The following is a 21,625-nucleotide window of genomic DNA, read 5'->3' as shown; positions in this document are numbered from 1 at the left end:
AAAGATAAAGGAGTGTACGCAATGCAAACCACTGAACAGCAGGAACTGCCCCCGATCGAATCGATCTTCAACCCTAATTCCATGGAATACGCCATGGACCCCGGCCCCCAATGCAAAGCGCTTTCTGAGCGCGGCCGACTAGTATGGTACGCCCCCTGGATGTGCTGGATTATGACCCGCATGCCGGACATCATGGACTGCTGGAAGAATGAGTACCTGAGTTCAGACTTTTACGACTGGGAGTTTGCGCCGCCACGGCCACTGGAAGAAAACTGGAATAACTTCGAGCGCGCCCTGGTGGGTCACAGCCTGCTGGCTGACCCTGACCACCACCGCCTTATTCGCAAGATCACCTCCCCGGCGTTTTCTCGCAATGTTGTTGATAACATCAACCGACGCATCGAGCCCGATATCGTCCGCCTTTTCGAGGGCTTAAAAGACGCCGATGAATTCGACTACATTGAAGATGTCGCGCGACACATCCCCTTTATCTCCATCACTCGCATGGTGGGTATTCCAGAAAAATACTGGCCCCAGATCAAGCAGACGGTGCTGACCTTTACCGAAACCTGGAACCCGACCATCTCCGATGAGCGCAGGGAAAAAGCCCAGCAAGACAGCAACCTGGCCATCGACATCTTGCTGGAAGTCATCGCCGAGCGCCGCCTGTCACCTGTAGGTGAAGAGGACTTCCTCAGCGCGCTGCTGCAAGTGGAAGCGGAAAATGACGATTTCGACGAGTGGGATATCGTTACCTTGATCCTGGCACTGATCGGCGCCGGCGCCGACACCACACTGATGGCTCAACAGTGGTCGGCCTATGCCTTTCTGAAGAACCCAGATCAGATCCCCCTGGCACTGGAGTCTACCGCCACCTTCTCTAATGCCTTTAGCGAAATTATGCGCTGGGCAGGCAACTCGAAGATGGGCTTCGCCCGCTACGTACCAGAAGACCGTGAACTGCTTGGGCAGCAAGTGAAAAAAGGGCAAATGGTGTTAATGATGCCCCACTTAAAAGATCACGACCCCGATTTTTTCGACGACCCCTACCGCCTGGATGTACGCCGCGAGTTCAATCCCGACGTACTCTTTGGCTATGGCCCTCGCTATTGCATCGGTGCCGCGCTGGCAAAACATCAGCTTTACTTGAGTATGCGCGAGTTTTTCCGCCAGTTCCCCAATGCCACACTGGCAGAGGAGCCCGAGCGCGACCTGGAGGACCACAACTCCATTAGCTTTAAATCCCTGCGGGTAAAAACCAACCGCTAAGCCTCTGTGGTGGCGCCAAAGTGGCGCCACCGCAACGCGCCCGCTATTCTGGCCACTACAAACAACAAACAGCAATGTGTGGTAGCCAATGACCCCAGCCCGCTCTAATCATGTCGGCATAGCACTCCTCCCGCTATGCTTGGTAATCGGCCTGCTCGGTCTCAATGTCTATCTCTACGGCGATGCCGGTATAGAAGGCCCCAACCAGCTGGCACTGCTGCTCGGGGGCGGCGTCGCGGCCGTTATCGGCCTGCACCGCGGCCGCTCCTGGCAAACCCTGCAAGACGGCATGCTAAAAGTAATCGGCGTTGCGATCATCCCCATCTTAATGCTGTTTATGATTGGTGCGCTATCCAGCACTTGGACGGTCGCCGGTATTGTACCGACGCTTATCTACTATGGATTGCAACTGGCCGACCCCAGTTGGTTTTATGCTGCCGCGGCAATTGTCTGCGCCATTGTGTCAACGGCCATTGGCAGTTCCTGGACCACTGCGGCCACCATCGGCATTGCCATGATGGCAACCGGGGCGGGGCTCGGTATGAGTGAAGCCATTACCGCGGGAGCCGTGATCTCTGGCGCCTACTTTGGCGACAAACTCTCCCCCCTTTCCGATACCACCAACCTGGCCGCAGGTGTGTGCAATGTCGAGTTGTTCAGTCACGTGCGCTACCTCGCCCTCACCACACTGCCCTCGTTTGCCATTGCCCTGCTTATTTTTGTTGGGCTGGGTATACACCACAGCAGTGGAAGGGAGGTCGCCGAGACGCAAGCGATTATGAATGCCTTGAGCACCAGCATGACCCTGTCGGGCTGGCTATTGCTTGCGCCGCTGCTCGTCGTTGTCATGATCGTAAAACGCGTTCCGGCGCTGCCCGTGATGTTTATTGCAACGCTCATCGGCACGGTGATCTCCGCCTATGTGCAGCCGGAATTGGTCTATCAAATTGGTGGCGAGCGTTCGGCAAGTGGGCTGTACAAGGGGCTGGTGCAAACCATTGTAGGAAGTAGCGAGATCATCACCGGTCACAGCTTTAGCGATACCTTGCTGGCCAGCAGCGGCATGGCAGGCATGCTCAATACAATATGGCTTATTTTAAGCGCCGTGGTTTTCGGTGGCATGATGGAAGCCTCGGGCTTGCTCGGCGACATTACAAGCGGACTAAAAAGACTGGCGCGCAGCCGGACGTCGCTCGTGGCAACCACGGCTGGCAGCTGTGGGGTGCTCAATCTCACGGCGGCCGAGCAGTATCTGACCATTCTTATTGGCGGGCGAATGTACGGCGACATGTACGCCCAGCAGGGGCTGAGTCAGCGCAACCTCAGCCGCACGCTGGAAGACGCCGGAACCGCCACCTCAGTACTGGTTCCCTGGAACACCTGCGGCGCATTTCATGCCACCGCTCTCGGCGTTGCAACGCTCAGCTACCTGCCCTTTTGCTTTTTTAATTTGATCAGCCCCTTTATGTCGATGCTGTATATGCGCTTCAACATAGCGATAGAAGAGGCCTAGTCGCAGCGCGTGTAACTTAGGCAGCGCTCTCCCAGCCACTGCCAATACACCGTAAATATGCAGCCCCTTGGCAAGGCCAAACCCAGTGCGGAGCGCGGCTTGAACTGGAGCGTACGCCGCTCCAGGTCGACCGCGATAACACGCACTTCGGAAAAATCGATGTAGCGCTGCAAGCGCGGGAACAGCGCTTTGTACAAGCTCTCTTTGGCAGAAAACAGCAGAGTTAACGCGCAATCGCGAGGCAATCGAGATAGGAGCTGCCACTCCTTGTCATCACCCACCAAACGCCACAGCTCGTCAATGGCATCGCTGGCGACTAATGGCTCAATATCGATCCCCAAATGCCCTCCACGCCCAACCACGCACAGCGCGCTGTCGTCGCAATGGCTGATGGAACCGGTAATCCCCTGCGGCCATATCACCTCGCCGGTATCTCGCCTTGCTGGGCTGCGATTCTCTACATTTTCTAAACCCAGCGCATAACAAGCAGCATAACGACCGGCAAGGAATTGCGCTTGGCGCACGGCGGACACCCGCGCCAAAGAGGCTGGTAATGCAATGCCCCAAGACGCCAACAGGTCTCGGGTATAACGGCTTTGTTTAAAACGACAGTGAACCGCGTTGACGGCCAATTCGGGCATTGGCAGCAACGAGACCTGCTCTATAAATCCACCTGCGGGCAGGGGTGATGACAAGCTCTGCGTGTCCGCGCCACTATTGCGCAAGGCTGGGCTCGGTAAGGTCGCGATCAACGGCGGGGCTTGACTCACTGACGGGGGACAGGTAGCCCCACGTGGACAACTGCGCTATGGCCGCCGCCACGCCATCTTCGGCGCGCATTTGCTCACCCACAGTAGCTGCACGCTGACGCAGCGCCGCGTCTGTTGCCGACTCAATAGCCCGCTCAACATCCGCGACATTCAAGCTGTTGCGATCCAGCGAAGGGGTTGCCACCCCAAGTTGCTGCAAGCGCCACGACCAAAATGGCTGATCGCCAAAAAACGGCATAATTATCGACGGAATTCCCGCCCTTGCCGCTGCCGCCGTCGTACCCGCCCCGCCGTGGTGAATGGCCGCTGCCACTCGCGGAAACAGCCAGTCGTGAGGCGCCGATGTCAGGCAGTACACATTGTCGTCGTCGACATCTGCCAAGCCTCCCCAACCTGTTGCAAAAATGGCGCGGCGGCCACTATTTCTCAGCGCCTTTAAAAACACCTCACTGAGCGCCGCACTGTCATCACCGAGCATGCTGCCAAAGCCCACATATATGGGTTTGTCCCCGGCGGCTAAAAATGCGTCCAGTGATTCCGGCGCCTGCCACGTCTGAGCTTCATCGAGAAACCAGTTCCCCGCTATCCGCACCGACTCTGGCCAATAACGCGATGGCGGAATAATGCTCGGGCTAAACCCATACAACACATGGTGAGTCCGACGACGCCGGTAAAACGGCCCATACCAGGGCAGTGGCGCCAAATTGAGTTTTTCACGAACCTGACGATAGGCGGGGCTGAGCATCTGCCACGTCAGCACGCGACAGGCGTGATACAAGCCTTGGTTTACCAGACCGGGGCGCGGGCGGCGCGGCGGTGGCAACATCATCGGCGGAATATCAGGACACGGCGTCACCGGTTGCAAGTGGGTCTCGACCACCGGAATGTCGTAGCGTTCGCCCATGGCGGCGGCCAGCGAGGCCACCATGCCGCAACCCAACAACAAGTCAGCGCCGTTCGCCGCCTGCGTGGCCTGTGTGACCCAGTCTGCAGACATTGCCAACAACTCCCGCCGCGCCGTACGCAAAAGCGCAACGGGGTTCAGGCCGCGCTGAAGTACTTCCGGGTCCTTGGCCATTACTTCCAAAAAGTCGGCGGTCAGCGGCGCGTAATCGAGGCCATGACGGCGTACCAACTGTTCACAGCTGTCGCCCGTCACAATACACACTTGGTGCCCCTGCGCTTGCAAGCCCAAGCCTAGCGCGACAAAAGGGCGGACATCTCCCTGGGTGCCGATGGAGAAGATCGCGATTTTCATGCTTATCAACCTGCCAGCGCGCGCTTAACAAAGGGTCCGATTACTGCCAGCGGTTCCGCGTCCAGCATCTGTTGGTGGTGGCATTCCACCGGATAAATATTGAGACCCGCGACGGCGTCCTGCCAGGCATCTGGGCGGTGATGCAGCTGCTGTGATGTGGCCGTTTGCAGCGCTTGGAAAAAATGCATGTCCACGTCTACAGGTCGCGGCTGGAAATTCTGCAACAGCTGCAGGTTATTGCTAATCACCGCACTGACATCGTCAATTAAGGCGCTTTGTTTACCCTGCAACTGTTTGACAAACTCCAGGTTAAGCACGTCGTATTCGCGGCACAGGAGTTCACTCAGCTCCTCCATGGTATCGGGCAGCTCGCCTTCTACCGCAATGTCGAGAAATTCCAATATGCTGCGCACCTGACCGGCCTTGTCATCACGCTGCTGCGACACAAAGGGGTAGGAATCCAAAGCGCCAAGGAAACTCACTGACTCGTCCAGCTCGCGCAGCTGACGCGCCATTTCCTGGGCGATAACGCCGCCCATCGACCAGCCCAATATACGGTAGGGGCCCTGTGGCTGGCGGTCCCGCATCAATGCAATATAGTCTGCGGCAATTTCCTCGATACTCGCAGGCAGCTCTTGCCCGCCAGAGAGGCCACGCGACTGAATGCCAAACAAGGCCGTATCTTCAGGCAGGTATTGATTTAGCCCCGCGAATCCCCAGCTCAAGCCGAGTACCGGGTGAATACAAAATAGAGCGTCACCCTCGCCACGCGCGGCTAAGGGGTTGAGGGCTTGCACGCCTGCCAAGGGGTCTATTTGGTCACCGCGCTCCAGCTGCTCCGCCAATTCAGCGATCGTCGTCGCCTCAAAGATGGCCGCCAGGGGTACGTCTTTACCCACGACATCACGCAGACGCGATACCATACGCGCCGCGGTAATCGAGTCAGCACCCAGGTCGAAAAAGCTATCGTGGATGCCGATACGCGGCAGTTTGAAAATTTCACACCACAACTCGGCCAGCTGCGTTTCCAGCGCATTGCGCGGCGCCGTGTATTCGCTAACAAGTTGCCACTGAGGCTCCGGCAAGGCTTTGCGGTCTAGCTTGCCATTCACATTCAGCGGGAAATCATCCAGCACCTGATAGTGAGAGGGCAGCATGTATTCCGCTAGACTGCGCTCGATCTGTTGGCGCAGTGTGGCAGCCTCCAAGGCAGTGTGCTGGGCATCGAAGTCCTCCTCACCGAGCAGGAACGCCACCAGCTTTGGTACGCCAGCGGGGTCATTACGCAGTACCACCGCCGCACGGCGCACACCCTGACAGCGGATCAACTGCGATTCAATTTCTTCAGTCTCTACACGAAAGCCGCGAATTTTAATCTGGAAGTCATTGCGTCCCAGGTATTCCAGTGCACCGTCATCACGCCAGCGCGCAAGGTCACCGGTTTTGTACAACAAGCCCTCGCCGTGAGGATTGGCAATAAAACGTTCGGCGGTTAAGTCGGGACGTTTGTGGTAACCCAGCGCGAGGCCTTCTCCGCCAATGTACAATTCCCCGGCAGCGCCATTTGGCAACAACTGAAGGTCGTCACCCAGTACATAGACCTGCGTATTCCAGATCGGACGACCAATGGCCGGCGTCCCACCGTCCAGCTTGTCCAGAGTCATCATCGTGGACCAGATCGTTGTCTCTGTCGGGCCGTATAAGTTGATAATCGGCGCTCCGAGCTTACGCATTTTGCGCGCCAGCTCCATCGGCAGCGCCTCACCGCCCACCAGCGGTTGAACACCCGTAAAGGCCTCGGTATTATCTTCAAGCAGCGCCTGCCAGTGCGAAGGCGTCGCTTGAATATGCGTGATCGCCTGCTCATTCACCAGCGCGGCCAGCGCCGCCGGGTCTCTGGCGATGTCGCGGGTAGCGACATGGACTTGAGCACCGGCAAGCAGTGGCAAAAACATCTCTAGCGCAGCTATATCAAACGACACGGTCGTTAGCGCCAACATCCGCTGCTCGGGTTGAAGTGCCAAGGCATCCTGCATGGCCAGCAAAAAATTCATCAAGCTGCGATGGCCAATCACCACGCCCTTGGGGCGCCCCGTCGAACCGGAGGTGTAAATGATGTACGCCGGACTGTTTGCGCCAATATCAGCAAGGGGCACATCGTCGCCGGAAAAGGCGTTTAAGTTGAGCTCTTCCCACAGCAGCGCTTGTATTTCACAGTCAGGCAACTTTTCGGCGGTCTCAACGCTGCTGAGCAGCAAGCTGGGCTTGGCGTCGTCCAATATCATGGCCAGGCGCTCAGCGGGGGTTTCTGGATCCAGCGGTAAATACGCCGCTCCGCACTTCATAATCGCCAACAGCGTCATCGGCATTGCCGCGGTGCGCGGCAGGGACACGGCCACCAACTTACCCGGCCCTACGCCCAATACATTCAATGCCCGGGCCAATTGATTGACCTGTTGCCCGAACGCTGAATAACTCAGCGTTTGCCCGGCGTCAGATACCGCGGCGTGGCTTGGGAAAGCGGCGACACTTTTGTCAAACAACGCTGGCAAGTGGCTGTCCGGCAACGGCTGCTTGGTATCGTTCCAGGCCTGCAGCTGCAGGTGCCGCTCCTGCTCGGAGAGCAGGTCAAAGTCACCGATCGCGCCCTCAGGGGCGGCAATCATCGCTTCGATTAATCGCGCCAATCGATCGCGGTGCTCATCGAGCTCTCGCTGACTGTAAAGCGCGGGGTTAGCGTCAATCACCACATTCATGCCCTGCTTGGCACCGCGATCAAACACAAACACTGTCATGTCTTCTACGGTGCCATTCGACAGGTTGTGTGCACTGCACTCGTGGCCACCGAAGCCCAGGTCGTAATCAAAGGGTTCAATATTCACTCCCATCCAGGAGATCTGCTGCCCCTGTGCAAGCAGGCCGAGATCACGCCGCAGCTCCTCATAGCGATACTGCTGGTGGCGAAGCGCATTCCTTACGGTTTTCGCTGTTTGCCCAAGCAGGTCGACAAGGCTAGCATCGTCGGCCATCGCCAGGCGAATCGCCACGGCGTTGGCCATCATTGCCGGGATGCTGCGCAGCGTGCGGTTTGCTCGTGCCGTAACCGGCATACCGAAGACCAGGTCCTGCTGACCCGTCATGCGGTAGGTGTAAACCGCGAGCATGGCAATTAATAACTGCGGTACTGAGCCGCCATATTGCTGGGCGATGTCGCGAATTTTCGCAGAGTGCTCTAGCGACAGGGTAATACCGCTGCGCCGCAGGCCACCACTGCGCTGGGCATTGCGACGCGACAGCGAAATTGCATCGGGCAAGCCACTCAGTTGCTGCTTCCAGTAATCTCGGTCGCGCTCAAAACGCGCAGATTCGCGATAGAGCTTTTCCTGCTCCAACTGGGTTACCAAGGGTAAAAATGGCGACTCACCTAGCTCCTCGCCACTGAGCAGCGCATTATAAATTTCTGCCATTCGGCGCGCGATCAGACCGCCACCAAAACCGTCAATGGTGATGTGGTGGCAGCGGTGGTACCAAAAAAACCGTTCATCCTCGACCTTGATTAGCGCGCTGAACCACAGTGCATCTTCTGCGAGGTCTGCGGGGCGGCGCAGCTCATCGTTCATCCACCGCAATGCACGCTGCTCGGCGTCGGCATGGCTACTGAAGTCGACAACCGGCAACTCTCCCATATAGGCCTCTGCCACCAATTGGCGAGGTCCATCGGCGGTTTCAATAATCTGTACTCGCGTTGACTCCGCCTCTTGGGTCAAGATGGAAGTCGCGCGGAGAAATACCGCGGCATCAATATGGCCGCGGATATCGACATACTCGGCAAGTTTATATACCGCATCGGCGGGGCCGATCTTCTCGCCCATCCACATACCGCGCTGCGCTGTTGCAATTGGCAGAAGTTGGGGAACCTGCGTCAGAGGTCTAACGGGTGAGGCTGGCAACTCAAGTGCGCCGCCTGTGGCAACTTTACCCCGGCTTAAATGCAGCTCGGCTTCAAGGTCCTTTCTCAGGTACGGGTCTCGCGAATTTTGCGAGCGGGGTAACTTTTCCATCTTCTTCGTCTCTCTGGCTAGGTATCGCACTAAACAGGAAACCTACCGACGAATCGGAAACAGCCCCTGCTTAATTTTTTCATTTTTATTTCGGCTGTTAAGCAGCCGCATTTTTATATGTGTAAATCGCTAAGACACACAGGGATGATAAGGACATCACTAAACGACCAGCGTGACTTAAGTCACACATAAGAACATGGAGATAAGAATTTTTACTTATATTTCAATACCTTGCAGCACACTGGGAAACGAGTGTGACATAGTCAATTCGCACCTAATGTGTCATAGCGTGCTTTTGAGCAATAAAACACTTGCCATACAGCCTCTTAAAAATAGCTATAGGGGTTTATGCGTACACAAGTAAATAACGCCCTGCCGATGGCGCATATTTTTTGTCAATGAGGGGAAATATCTGCGGGTGAATAAGGCCTGTTTCCAGGCCTTGAGGGAATGACGGGGGCATCCCTTATCAAGCGGCGCCCAGTTCTCGCTCCACTAACCTATCCAGATGCTCGGCGTAATCGCGCAAAACCGGATTAACGGGCCGCTCGGCAGTGACCGCTCGCATGTTTTCATCACTGGCGCGACGCGATACCGCCAGTAGTGGCGCAAGACTCTCCATCACGGCGTCAGGGTTTTCTCGCAACGCGGAATAATCCACCTCGACCGTTTGATGGCCCGGCATTGCCGCCAACTCGCGGCGGTAGGCCGCCACTTGTTTGGCCACCGTTCGCGCCAGCAGCGGCCTCGCGAGGCGGGCAATGGCACGGCGACCAATCAGCTTGCGCAGTCCCCGTAGTCCCAGCCACACAATATAACCAGCGCGATAACTACGGCGCCCGTCCCCACGGTCCAACAGCATTTCAAGATAATGTTGCGGCCCCTCTAGATAGGAAAGCAGCGCGTTTAGCATGCTATTGAGCACCGCGATGGGCTCACGGCTGATGTAGATAAACCTCGCCTCGGGGAATCGCTCCGCCATCCAGCGCGCATTACCGGTATCCCAGGGGTTCTTGAGCAAGACCGCCTCACTACCGGCGTGCACGGTCAAAAGCTTTCGGCACATTTCCTCAAAAAACTCGGCGCTGTGCTCGTTGAGCTTAAAACTGCCGAAGCGACGCCTGAGGAGATAGCCGTACTCTTCAACTTCCTCGGCGGAAACGGGCACCGAGTCGATATTGCGGTCTTTAATCCCCAGTGCAGCGAAGCAGGCATTCAAGCGCTGCGCGTCTTGTTTCGCACCGCCCTGCTGTTGGTTGCGGAGCAGACGGTCATAGTAGAAAAAATCGTAGAGGGTTAGCTGTGCCAGAGGAAAGGCCCTGGCCACACTGTCGTAGAGAAAGGTAGTGCCGGAACGGTGCAAGCCCATAATAAATATCGGCTTTACCTTTTGCTCAGCAAGGTCAGCTTTCAGTGACGCATCTTCATCGCGCACTGGGAAATGGGGATCAACGGGATAACGCATGTGGAGTCTCTCGGGCTATTAAACAGCGCTGCTTCACGCTTTGGGCGGCAATGTATAAGAATAGCGGTAAGAAAATCCAAGAACGGATAGACGTTTTTGGTCGTCAACAACAAAAAGCGGGCTTTTTTTACCCGCTATAACACACTGAAATAGTGGCGAGAAGCAGCACCTATAATTCAGCGCTGCGGCGAAGAAGATGATAGTAAATACGCACCGCCTCAACATAGCTGGCAATAGAGACCCGCTCATCGGTACCGTGAATACCCTTCATTTCTTTTGGGCCAACCTCTACTCCGATAAAGCGATAACTGTTTTCCGATACCTCCTCGAAGTGTCGGGCATCAGTCGCCGCGACCACTAACCGCGGTGCTACCAAGGTGCCGGGACTCACTTGTCGGACGAGGTCAGCGAGTACGTTGAAACCCGCCGATTCGGGCGAGGCCACCGCAGAGGGATTGTTGCCGAAGCCGCCGTAGGTCTCAATGCGAATGCGAGGATCATCAATGATCTCCGCCACCTTCTGCTGCACACCATCAATCGTATCGCCCGGAAGAATACGGAAGTTCACCACGGCATAGGCGATAATCGGCAGTACATTGTCCCGCACACTGCCCTGCAACATGGTAACGGCCGTCGTCGTGCGCATACCGGCGTTGATCGGCGCTTGACTGCTCAGTACTTTTTCCAAAAGCGGCTCAAACAGCCAGTTATTGGCAAACAGCAAGCGTTGGTAAAAAGGTACGCTGTCACCCAAATAGCGAATAAAGTCCACCGTATATTGCATATCAGCAGGTAGCGGATTGGCCTCGAGGCGCGCCACTGCCGCCGCAACAATGCCCGCCGCACTTTGCGGCGGTGGTATGGAGGAGTGACCACCGCCACCGTCGGCACTGAGTTTCAAACTGACATAGCCCTTTTCAGCCGGGCCAATCAATGCGACGCGCTCCGCGACACCGGGTAGCATGTCCTTGGCGATCACCCCGCCCTCATCTAGCAAGAAGGCCAGCGACTCACCACGCTCAGCCAACAGTGCCGCCATGGCCTGTGCACCCTTGCCGCCCACCTCTTCGTCGTGACCAAAGCCCAAATAAACCGTGCGCGGCGGAACAAAACCCTCTTCAAGCAAACGCTCAGTGGCTTCTACAATACCGATCACACTGGCTTTGTCGTCGATTGCTCCCCGCCCCCAAATGTAACCATCGGCGATGGTCCCCGCGAAGGGAGGATAGCTCCACTGATCTTCGGTACCCGGTATCACGGGCACCACGTCTTGGTGGGCAATCAGCATAATAGGTTTTAACGCTTCACTGCTGCCCGACCAGCGAAACAGCAAGGTACCGCCGGGCAGGCGCTGGTGGGGAATTTGTGCAAACACCTTGGGGAAGCGCTGTTTTAAATAGGCCTGAAAGTCTTCAAATGCTTGCTGATCCACGGCATCAGCATCGATATTCGAAATGGTGGGAAAACGCAGCGCTCCGGCAAGCCCCGCTGCCAACTCCGCCTCTGACCAATCAACGTCAGCCAAGATTTCGCTCGCCTCAAATTGTGGTGGCGCGAATTGCAGTGTGCGAATTACCAGCACCGCGGTCAGTAGCAGCACTGCACCCAGCAACATGCCAAATATACGCTTCATAGTTCCTCGTCCATTTCTAGTGGGCCGACTGTCGGCCCGCGTCCATCTTTACCAACACGCAGGCCCGTATATGGCTTAACCACCCTCGGGCCTGGCGGCATTACAGTTTATTGAAATTGGTAGCTAAACTCTACGCCCACCTCTCGCGGCGTTCCGGGAACGCGATTGGCAACCCCGATCACGCTGGTTACTGCGATCCCGCCAACAAAGTATGGGTCATCTTTTAGGTTATTCACGTAGGCCGATACGCCCATCTGTTCATTGATCTGCCAACGCGCCCTGGCATTGAAAAGCTCGTACTGGCCGATGGTCGAGCTCGCGTAGTCACCGCTGAGGTAATCCGTACCGATGAATATTTCATCGGAATAGTAGTACTGCAGCTGTGGAATAATCAGACCAATCGGCGAGTGCCAATCATATTGCACGACAACGCCGCGAACATTTTGCGGCACCTGGGGAAACGCCTCGCCGCTGCGGTCAACAATCGCAAAGCCATCAGCGGTATTGGTACCCAGGTCATAGTCAATAAAGTCGCCGTCGGTATACCCGGCATTGGCATTGATGGTGAAATCCCCCAGCAGGGCGGTAATCTCAAATTCAAACCCGTCGACCACGGCCTCGCCCGCATTGCCGGTAAACTGCACCACTTCTGTTTGAGTGGTGCCGCGCTCATAAAGCGCGACCTGTAGATCGGTGTAATCCATCTGGAACACCGCCACATTGAAACGCAGGCGGCTATCCAAGGCATCTAATTTAAAACCGATCTCTTTGTTGACGACAATCTCAGGCTCAAACTGCTTGATCGACGAATCGGTCTGCGTCGAGCGCACATCCAAACCACCCGACTTAAAGCCCTTGCTCACGGTGGCATAGGCGATAAAGCTGTCGAGATTCAGGGACTCAAGCAGTTCATCATCGGCCAGGTAATTGAGCGTGACCGCTGGCGTAAATTCCGAGAAGCGCGTATCACCGCGCAGCGGCGCCGCATACAGCAGAGGAACCGAGGGCGCCTCATAGGCAAAATACTGCGCCAGCGGCACCGGCGAAAAAATACCGTCCATCACATGGGTGACGGGCAGCAATATTGCGGGATTGCTACCAATCTGGGCATTGAGCCGAGTCGCGTATTCATCGTAGTCCGGCGTGCCTTGAATTTGCACCGTACTGCGCTCTTCTTCGGTATAGCGCAAACCCAATGTCAGCTGCAGGGTCTCGGTCATATCCCATGTTCCCTGCGCAAACACTGCCGCAGTGGTGTTTTCGTAGTCGGCCAAGGCAACGGCGTTGGCCTGCACGGGCAACACCAGGGCATTGGGAAGCGGAATGCCCAGATCAACCGCAGCGCCCGGCCCTACCGCCACCAAGCCGTTGTCGCCCACCTCGGTGCCGTCAATGCTATTTTCCAAACTCTCCTCGGCGTAGAACACACCAAAGGTGTAATTCAAGGTATCGTCCCAGGCGGTGCCGTTGAATTTCACCTCCTGACTGAATTGCTCGCGAACAGCATCGCCGACCGACGGATCATCAGAGCCATTGAGTACCTGATAACCGGCATCAGGGCCAACCGCCACTGCACGAATCGCCGTGCCATCAGAGTCGCCACTAATTCGGATATTGTCCTGCATCGCGTAGCTGGTAATGCTCTCTACATCTATTCCCGCAACCGAGCCGCGCAAGGTGAGTGCCAGCATATGGTTGTCGATCGCATAGACCGCATCCTCCGCGGTTTGACTGACCTTAAAGGTTTTCGCTAATTCAGAGCTCTCGTTACAGGCGGCCTGTAAATCCGAACCATCAGCCCCTCGGTAAATGCCCTGCGCAAGAATGGCACTGCTGTTTTGAAAAACGCAGTTGTAGGGTGAGCCGCGCTCATCGATGCGACTTAAAAAGCCGAAGACGTCGACTTCGAACTCATCGTTGACATACCAAATCAGCCGCGATGACACCGCCATGCGGTCCTGATCAAACAGCGCATAGTCAGCGGCGACATTATCGATTGAGCCATCGCTGCGCTTGGCATTCACCGCGACACGCATAGCGATGCTGTCGCTGAGCGGTAGGTTGGCATCGAGCTTGGCACTTTTCTGCCCGTAATTCCCCGCGCCAAGTTTTGCGCCAAATTCAAAGCCGTCGGTAAACGGTTTTTTCGAATCTACCAGTATGGCGCCACCAATATTGTTCTTGCCGAACAGTGTGCCCTGAGGGCCCCGCAATACCTGTATCGATGCCACATCAACCGCATCGAGCAGCTGGGCATCAGAGCGCGGCACATAGACACCGTTCAAGTACATGCCCACCCCAGGGTCCAACACGGGATTGCCCGAGCGCTGGCCAATGCCGCGAATAAAGACCGCCGGCGCTTTGTAGTTGGTCTGCGAGAACTGAAGGCTGGGCGCCAGTGTTTCCACGTCTTCAATATCGCTGATACCCATTTGCTCAAGCATATCCGCGCCCAGCGCCGATACCGCCAGCGGGGTATCCTGCAAACTCTCTTCACGCCGCCGAGCGGTGACCACTACCTCTTCCAGCATGGCGCGATTTTCAGTTTGCGCGAAACTCGGCGCGACACACAACGTCGATAGCGCAGACATCGCCAGCGGGAACAACACAGCTTTGTTCGTTTTCATTCACAGCTCTCCAGCATTCGATGGGACATGGTTATCTTTTTTATTGTTGGCAAACCCTGCGAGGCAAATCCCGTGCCATCGCCTATGCAACCGCTTCTACGTTCACCGGCACACCGTTCAATGCCGCATTTCCCGACAGGGTGTCAATAAACTGCTCGTCAGTGAGGTCGTTAACACTCACCCCGGCGTTAGCCTCTGCGCGGCGCCAGGCCGTGCCACTGCGGTGATGGCCCCAACCATGTGGAATGCTCACCACGCCGGGCATCACCTCGTCGCTGACTGATGCCGGTAACTCAACACTGCCAACCCGCGAGCTGACTCGCACGGTGTCATGGTCGGCAATATTCAAGCGCCGGGCATCGTCGGGGTGAACCAATACCGTGCAGCGCGACTTCCCTTTCACCAAGCGCTGGCTATTGTGCAGCCAAGAATTATTGCTACGCACATCCCGGCGGCCGATAAGTAAGAATGTTGCTGCGCGTTGTTGTTCGAAGAAGCGTTGCTCAACACGGGGTAGGTCCGCCAGGAAAAACGCCGCGCTCAAGTGAATTCGCTTATCTTTGTGAAACAGCCCCTTCGGCAACTGCTGCTGGAGCGGCCCCAGATCAATACCGTGTGGGGCGGATTTGAGCTTGGAAAGAGTCAGTCCCTTAAAGGGATGCAAACCTGCGCCGTAGGGGCCCCGACGCAATAGGAAGGCCAACAGACCGCTTGGCCCGAGGCGTTGTTCAACGCGGCGGCTCAGCCGTTCCTTCAGCGAGCGGGGCGGTGCCAGGCGGTCCCGCAGCCCCAACAAAATTTGCCAGTCGTGGCGGGCATCAGCACCGGGAGGAAATAATGCTGGCGCATAGCGAACATTGTTGCGCACCGCCAACAGATTAAAAATTACATCGAAATGCTCGCGCTCAAGCGGGCTGACTGGCGGCAAAATAAAATCGGCATGGCGACTGCTTTCATTTAGATAGAAGTCTACCGACACCAGTAAGTCCAAGCTGGCAAAGGCCTTATCTAACTGGTCGCCATTGGGCGTCGACAGTACGGGGTTCCCCGCGATCAGCACCATGCCTTTAATCTGGCCTTCACCGGGGGTGGTAATTTCCTCTGCCAGCGTCGAGACCGGCAGCTCGCCATTAAATTCTGGTAGCTGACGAACCCGGCTGTGAAAGCGCCCCATATTTCCGCGCCCAGTCTGGGGCAAAATATCGGCTGCGGGCGTGGTGAACATCAAGCCGCCGGGGCTATCGAGAGTCCCGGTCAGCACGTTGAACAGCATAATCAAGTACTGACACAGCGCGCCAAACTCCTGCACCGACACGCCCATGCGCCCGTACAGCACCGGCGCCTCGGCCGCGCAAAACTCGTCGACGAGTCTGCGAATATCGGCGGCACTGATGCCAATATGTTCCGCCACCCGCTCGGGAGTGTAGGCATCAAAATGCGGTTTTAGCGCCATTGGGTCGCTATCGAGCAAACTGCGATAGTGACCGGCCGTCACCTGCTCTGAGACAAACAAGTGATTCAACATGGCCAAGAGGAGCAGTACATCGCTACCCGGGCGTATAAAGTGATGCTCATTAGCCAGCTCTGCCGTTTGGCTTCGCCGCGGGTCAATCACCACCACTTTGCCGCGCTGCCTTACCTGCTTTAGCCGACCGCGCACGTCTGCCACACTCATAATGCTGCCATTCGACGCAAGCGGGTTGCCGCCCATAATGACAAAATAATCACTGCGATCGATGTCGGGAACAGGGATGCGCAATTGATGCCCGAACAGTTTCCAGGCGACCATATGGTGGGGCAGTTGATCTACCGACGTCGCAGAAAATTTATTGCGCGTTTTCAGCGCGCGCAAAAAGCCGCCGTTGAGCAGGGTTCCACCCAGATTATGCACATTTGGGTTGCCCAAATAGACCCCAAGTGCATCCTTCCCATGCTCCTCTTGGAGACTGCGCATACGCTCGGCAACTTTATCCAGCGCCTCCTCCCACTCCAGCTCATGCCACTGGCCATCGCGCTTTTCCATCGGCTTGCGCAGGCGATCGGGGTCTTCATACAGGTCTTTTAGAGCCAGCGCTTTGGGGCAGATATGGCCGCGACTAAAAGGGTCGTTTTCATCCCCTTTTATCGCGATAATCTGCTCCTCTTCCAGCGTTATCGCCACACCGCACATGGCTTCACAGAGGTTACAGGTTCGATAAAACGTACCGGATCGCGGCATAACAGGCCTCTCTTGCACACGCTTATTATTATCTGCGCGCCATCGCGCACAATGTATTCAGTGAATACACTCTAGCAGCAAGCGCCGTAAACTGCACTCACAGGCCACCCAGCGATAGCTGCCGTTGCATAACACGGTCGCGAGAGGACCAGCCCAGCGCGAATTGGTAGTCACCGGCCACCATGGCCCAGTCTTTGCCGCTTTGATCCCAATAGCTCAAATCCCGTGGGCTAAGCTGATAGCGCAGGCTTGCTGACTCGCCCGGTGCCAACCAATGCTTGGAGAAGTCTTTTAGCGCCCACGGCGGCTGCTCAATACCAGCAGCCGGGCTTGGCAGGCCAACATATAGCTGCGGCACCACCCAACCGGCGCGGTCGCCGATATTGCTCGCCCGCGCCGTTACCACAACCCCACCCTCGTCGCGCTCAACTCGCAAGTCCGTCAACGAATACTCGCTATATGACAAACCGTAGCCGAAGGGGTAGGCGGGCTCACGCGATTGCTGATCAAACCAACGATAGCCGATAAAAACCCCTTCACTATGCTCCGCTTGATTGGCGAGGCCCGGGTAGCGCCGAGGGTCTCCGGCAACAGGGTTGTCCAGCTCCTCTTCCGGAAAGCTCAGCGGCAGGCGGCCGCCGGGGTCGGTATCGCCAAACAGCAGCCGGGCGATGGCACTACCGCCCTCCTGCCCTGGGTACCAGACCTGCAATAGCGCGTTAACCTGCTCGCGCCACGGCGTGAGCACCGCCCCCGAATTTTGTAACACCACCACGGAATCGCGATTTGCTGCCGCCACCGCTGTGATTAATGCATCCTGGTTGTCGTGAGACACCGGCAGCAACGGCGCGCCTAACAGCAGCGGCGCAAACAGTTGATCAAGTACCTCGCGTATTGGCGAACTGGCAAATACCGGATCTGTCAGCTGATCCAATAAGGTGGGGGCTCCCCCTTGGAGGTTGTTTAGCAATAGGGAGTCAGGCGCATCGGCGAGTGTGCAGTCGAGTGCCAAACAAAAACGGTCGCTGCCCTCGGTTGCCAAATTGCTGGCAAACACCAGTGCGACATCTGCCTCGGCGGCGCCCGCTACTGCGGCAGCGATATCACCGCCATCATAGTACGAAACTTCTACATCTTCGCCCGCCCGTTCCCTTAACGCCTCGAGTGGCGTTTTAAAACGAAATGGCGTGACAAAAGAGGAACCACCGCCGCTCGGGCGCGTTTGCGCCGACGCGCCGATCACTGCGATGCGGCGAACATCATCGCTCAACGGCAACACCCCTTCATTGCGCAGCAACACCGCCCCCTGCTCGGCAACATCTTGTGCCAATGCCGCATGGGCCGCCTGGTCGATATTGTCGTCGTTGCGTTGATAACGGGGGCGGTCAAAAAAACCGACACTGAACAAGCGCCGAAATATCTGGGTAAGGTTGTCGTCCAGAACCTGCTCGGGCACTGCGCCAGATTGCACAGCTGCCTGTAACAAAGGCTGTGAGAAAAATACGCCGTAGGGCATTTCGATCATGGGCGAGGCATTTGCAGTTTGCACCGTATCCTTCTGGGCAAAGAAGTAGTCGGTAACTAAAAAGCCGTCAAACCCCCATTCATCGCGTAATACGCTTTTCAACAAGTACTCTGAAGAACACGCTGGAGCACCATTCACGTAGTTATAAGCGCACATTACCGAAGCAACATTTGCCTCCTTCACCGCGGCTTCGTAGGGCGGCATATACAACTCGCGCATACTGCGCTCATCCACCACCGCATTCACCACCGAGCGACCACCCACCACCGCAGCGACGGGCGGCACACTAACGATGCCCTCTTGGGTGTTCATCAAATAGTGTTTGATATTGGCCATTACGCCCTGGGCTTGGCTACCTTTCACCCACTCCACAACCATTCGTGTTGCCAGCAGGGGATCCTCGCCAAAGGTTTCGAAGCTGCGACCCGCCAAGGGGTTGCGCACTAAATCGGCCACCGGCGCATGAACAAGATCATTACCCTTGTTACGCACTTCATTGGCGATCGCCGCGCCGGTTTCACGCGCTAACGCCGGGTTAAAACTTGCCGCCAAGGCCAGAGGTATCGGCATCGCCGTGGCCGGACTACCGCGCACGCCAACCGGGCCGTCGCTCATTCTCAGCGGCGGGATGCCCAGGGCATCGATACCATTGACGATACCGACATAGGGGTCACCACTGGCCGAGGCCTGGGGATCGTCTCCCGCGAGGTAATCAATTTTCTGCTCCAGGTTCATTGCGGACACCAACAATTCCGCGCGCTGCGCGGCTGATAGCGAGACGTCACACCACGGTCGTTCGCTAAGCTCGCCGCAATGTTGGCTTACCGGGCTTGGCGTTGTGCCAGAGGGTGAAGAGCTGCCACCGCAGGCAGCTAACAGGGCACTCACTGCGGCGAGAAAAAGTAGCCAGCTAACGGGGAAGTCACGCTTCCTGGAAACACCACACTTCATGGGAACACCACCTGGCTGTCGCCCGCCGGCATACTCAATACAAGCTCGCCGTTACGCACCTGCCAGCGCCTGCCCTCAACCTCAGCGCTTTGGCCATCATCAAGGCCGGTGAGGCGAAGCTGGTAGGGACCATCGCTACTGAGTACCAGACGTTTATCGTCGCGCTCAGCAATGCCTGCCTCGCGCAAATTGATCGTTAGCGCCGCCACCTGAACCAGGCTGGCCCGCAGCTCTCCGGTCGCCGCCTCGGCACTCCCTCGCTGCCACAACTGGCTGTCGCGTACTGCGGGGCTCAGGGTAGTCGCATCGGGAAAAATCAACTCGCCGACGCTGGGCTCCGGCGAAATGCTGGGCTCGGGCAAGGCGCCGGACTGGGCGCGAATTTCGGCAAACTCGGCGCCTGCAACTGCCTCAAGTTCTTCTAGCCACCACGCCCCAGTAGGCCCGATGCCCCAATCTGTATTCACCTTATCTGGCTCCCAGCGATAAACCAGCTCACCCGGGGCAGAGCGACGCTGCCCTTCTGAAGCCTGCCAGTCCACCATCCACTGCGCGGCTTTTTCAAAGGCAGAGTAGCCGGCATCTTTCAGGGTCCAGACAATGTGATCCTCAACTAAGTAGTGGTCGAAGACATAGCGATAGCCGAAGTCGCGCATGCCGTCTGCCGTGGCGCGCGCATCCGGAAAGGGCACAAGTTGATCAAAGGTGCCGTGGGCCTGGTAGTAACCGTTCCATTTCAGGTTCTCCATCAACTCCGGCCCCTTGGGCTCGACGCAGCCGTTGTTATCCAGCGAGCACGGCAACAGGTTGGCATTGGCATGGGAGCCGGCCAGAATCACCCCGCCGAAAAATACCTCGGGGTATTTCACCATGAGATTGATCGAGCCAATCGCGCCCATCGAGTAGCCGGTGGTAAACACGGCTTCGCTGTCGATATTGAAATGCGCCGCCACATCGCGCCATACCTCCCAAAAATCCAGCTCTGCGGCGGCCTCATAGTAGCCGGCGGAACCCCGGCCCAGCGGCGTAACACACACTGACTGGCGAAGGTTTTCGCAGGCCGCTAACAAGTAGTTCGGGACGCTGGCACTGTATTGATTATGGTTCTGCGTAAAGCTGTGCAGCAGCCAGGTAAACAGGCTCGGCGACTCAGAAGATGGCGAGTAACTGCTGGGAATATAAATACCGTAGGGCTGAACAGCATCGTAGTAACCGGGGTCGGCGACCACCCCCGCCTCGCTGCGATCAACACCCGCCGCGAAGCTCCCATCACCGAGCTCGGCACCCGATACCGAGGACAGATACCAGCGATTGCTGTAGCCATAGCGCAGCGGCTCGGGCTCCGTCTCGCCCATTCGCGCCCAGTCAATTTCCCTGGAAAAGGCGGAAACATCACCCGTGTTCAGCGCCGTCGACTGACTTTCATCAAACCAAAAATTAAATAACGCCGGCTCATCGTCGTAGTCGCGAAATGCCAGGTTAAATACCGGCGGCTGATTGGGCAGGCTGCGAAAGCCGGCGTTGTCATTAAGGAAACCACCTTCGCCATTGTTGATGCCCGAGGCAACGTACAGCGTCCACGGCTGGTCCGTCGCCAAGCTGCTCTGCGGCAGCGCCGCAATAAACGACCGCGATGCCATATCCACAGTGACCGGTGCCACAAACTGTGGGCCACTGCCATCTTTATAATCAATAAAGGCCCCATTAGCCGATAACATCAGCAGGGCATCGACCCCGAGGCTGCGCAGGCCTGCAATACCCGGCCACTCGTCGCTGCCCCCTTCCTGGTTGTCGATGGCAAAGGCTGCAACCGGCACGCTGTGGTCAATTAGCGTCTGCCAATCCACGCGGAAAAATAATTCGCCATTTTTTCGGCCCAGCGCCACAACGAATAAATCGGCACCGTTACCCGCCATGCTTGCCTCAGGGTAATGCAGGCTGCCGCCAGTGGGCGTGCCAATGCGATAGAACGGCACATTGGGGCCCTTGGCACCATTGGCGTCGTAAATAAAGTCGGTCCAGTAATAGGCACCGTGAGCATAGCGGCCCGTGCCGGACGTTCGCGGCGCACCCTCTTCAAAGGGCCAGCTTGCCGGCGGCTGGAGCTGGGGTATGTCCCCAAACGCTGCCGCGGGCGCGCCACTGGGTACAGCACCACGAGTCAGGGCTGTGTCTAACGCTGGGGAGACTGTATTTGATGATGAGGAAGACTGCCCACCGCAAGCGGTTAGGCCGAACAGCAGTGCAGCAAGCACCGACAACTGAGCGCGCATACGCAAAACCTTTTGTCACGTTATTGTTATTAACGTGATCTTACGCTGCTCAGTGTCCCGCC

The 21,625-nt window shown here is 57.0% G+C and carries 11 protein-coding genes; 2 read left to right on the top strand and 9 right to left on the bottom strand.

The features are described from left to right. The first annotated feature begins 21 nt into the window (after positions 1–21). Together H573_RS0113175 and nhaC are read left to right on the top strand one after the other, a co-directional pair. Positions 22–1,269, top strand: coding sequence for a cytochrome P450 (locus H573_RS0113175; protein WP_036256850.1), 1,248 nt, complete (start codon positions 22–24; stop codon positions 1,267–1,269). An 88-nt stretch (positions 1,270–1,357) separates the two neighbouring features. Continuing rightward, positions 1,358–2,782 carry a Na+/H+ antiporter NhaC gene (gene nhaC, locus H573_RS18235; protein WP_036256781.1) on the top strand — a complete coding sequence of 475 codons (1,425 nt, stop codon included), beginning with the start codon at positions 1,358–1,360 and terminating at the stop codon, positions 2,780–2,782. Here the strand turns inward: nhaC and H573_RS18230 are convergent. The 9 genes from H573_RS18230 to H573_RS18210 all read right to left on the bottom strand — a co-directional run bounded on the left by H573_RS18230 (position 2,779) and on the right by H573_RS18210 (position 21,563). Continuing rightward, positions 2,779–3,477, bottom strand: coding sequence for a 4'-phosphopantetheinyl transferase family protein (locus H573_RS18230; RefSeq protein ID WP_154653900.1), 699 nt, complete (start codon positions 3,475–3,477; stop codon positions 2,779–2,781). The genes nhaC and H573_RS18230 overlap by 4 nt on opposite strands. A 19-nt stretch (positions 3,478–3,496) precedes the next feature. Then, positions 3,497–4,810, bottom strand: a complete 1,314-nt coding sequence (locus tag H573_RS0113160) for a glycosyltransferase (protein WP_027874676.1) — start codon at positions 4,808–4,810, stop codon at positions 3,497–3,499. A 5-nt stretch (positions 4,811–4,815) separates the two neighbouring features. Continuing rightward, a complete protein-coding gene (locus H573_RS18225; RefSeq protein WP_051171300.1) occupies positions 4,816–8,871 on the bottom strand; it encodes a non-ribosomal peptide synthetase in 4,056 nt (1,351 codons plus the stop codon). A gap of 469 nt (positions 8,872–9,340) precedes the next feature. Next, positions 9,341–10,336, bottom strand: a complete 996-nt coding sequence (locus tag H573_RS19140; RefSeq protein ID WP_051171299.1) for a sulfotransferase — start codon at positions 10,334–10,336, stop codon at positions 9,341–9,343. Positions 10,337–10,505: 169 nt separating this feature from the next. Beyond that, a complete protein-coding gene (locus H573_RS0113145; protein ID WP_027874675.1) occupies positions 10,506–11,969 on the bottom strand; it encodes a M20 family peptidase in 1,464 nt (487 codons plus the stop codon). Positions 11,970–12,076: 107 nt separating this feature from the next. Beyond that, positions 12,077–14,596: a TonB-dependent receptor gene (locus H573_RS0113140; protein WP_027874674.1), complete on the bottom strand. Its 2,520-nt coding sequence runs from the start codon at positions 14,594–14,596 to the stop codon at positions 12,077–12,079. A gap of 82 nt (positions 14,597–14,678) precedes the next feature. Continuing rightward, a complete protein-coding gene (locus H573_RS0113135; RefSeq protein WP_027874673.1) occupies positions 14,679–16,814 on the bottom strand; it encodes a molybdopterin oxidoreductase family protein in 2,136 nt (711 codons plus the stop codon). Between the two features lie 97 nt (positions 16,815–16,911). After that, positions 16,912–19,290, bottom strand: coding sequence for a beta-glucosidase (locus H573_RS18215; protein WP_084498077.1), 2,379 nt, complete (start codon positions 19,288–19,290; stop codon positions 16,912–16,914). After that, a complete protein-coding gene (locus tag H573_RS18210; RefSeq protein WP_051171297.1) occupies positions 19,287–21,563 on the bottom strand; it encodes a hypothetical protein in 2,277 nt (758 codons plus the stop codon). The genes H573_RS18215 and H573_RS18210 overlap by 4 nt, the downstream gene beginning before the upstream one ends. Positions 21,564–21,625 lie beyond the last annotated feature (62 nt).

Origin of the sequence: Neomelitea salexigens DSM 19753, assembly GCF_000422345.1 — a bacterium.
In the GTDB taxonomy this organism is placed as follows: Bacteria; Pseudomonadota; Gammaproteobacteria; order Pseudomonadales; family Spongiibacteraceae; genus Spongiibacter; species Spongiibacter marinus_A.
Note: the sequence above shows the minus strand (reverse complement) of the source record. Positions and strands in the feature narration are given on the sequence as shown.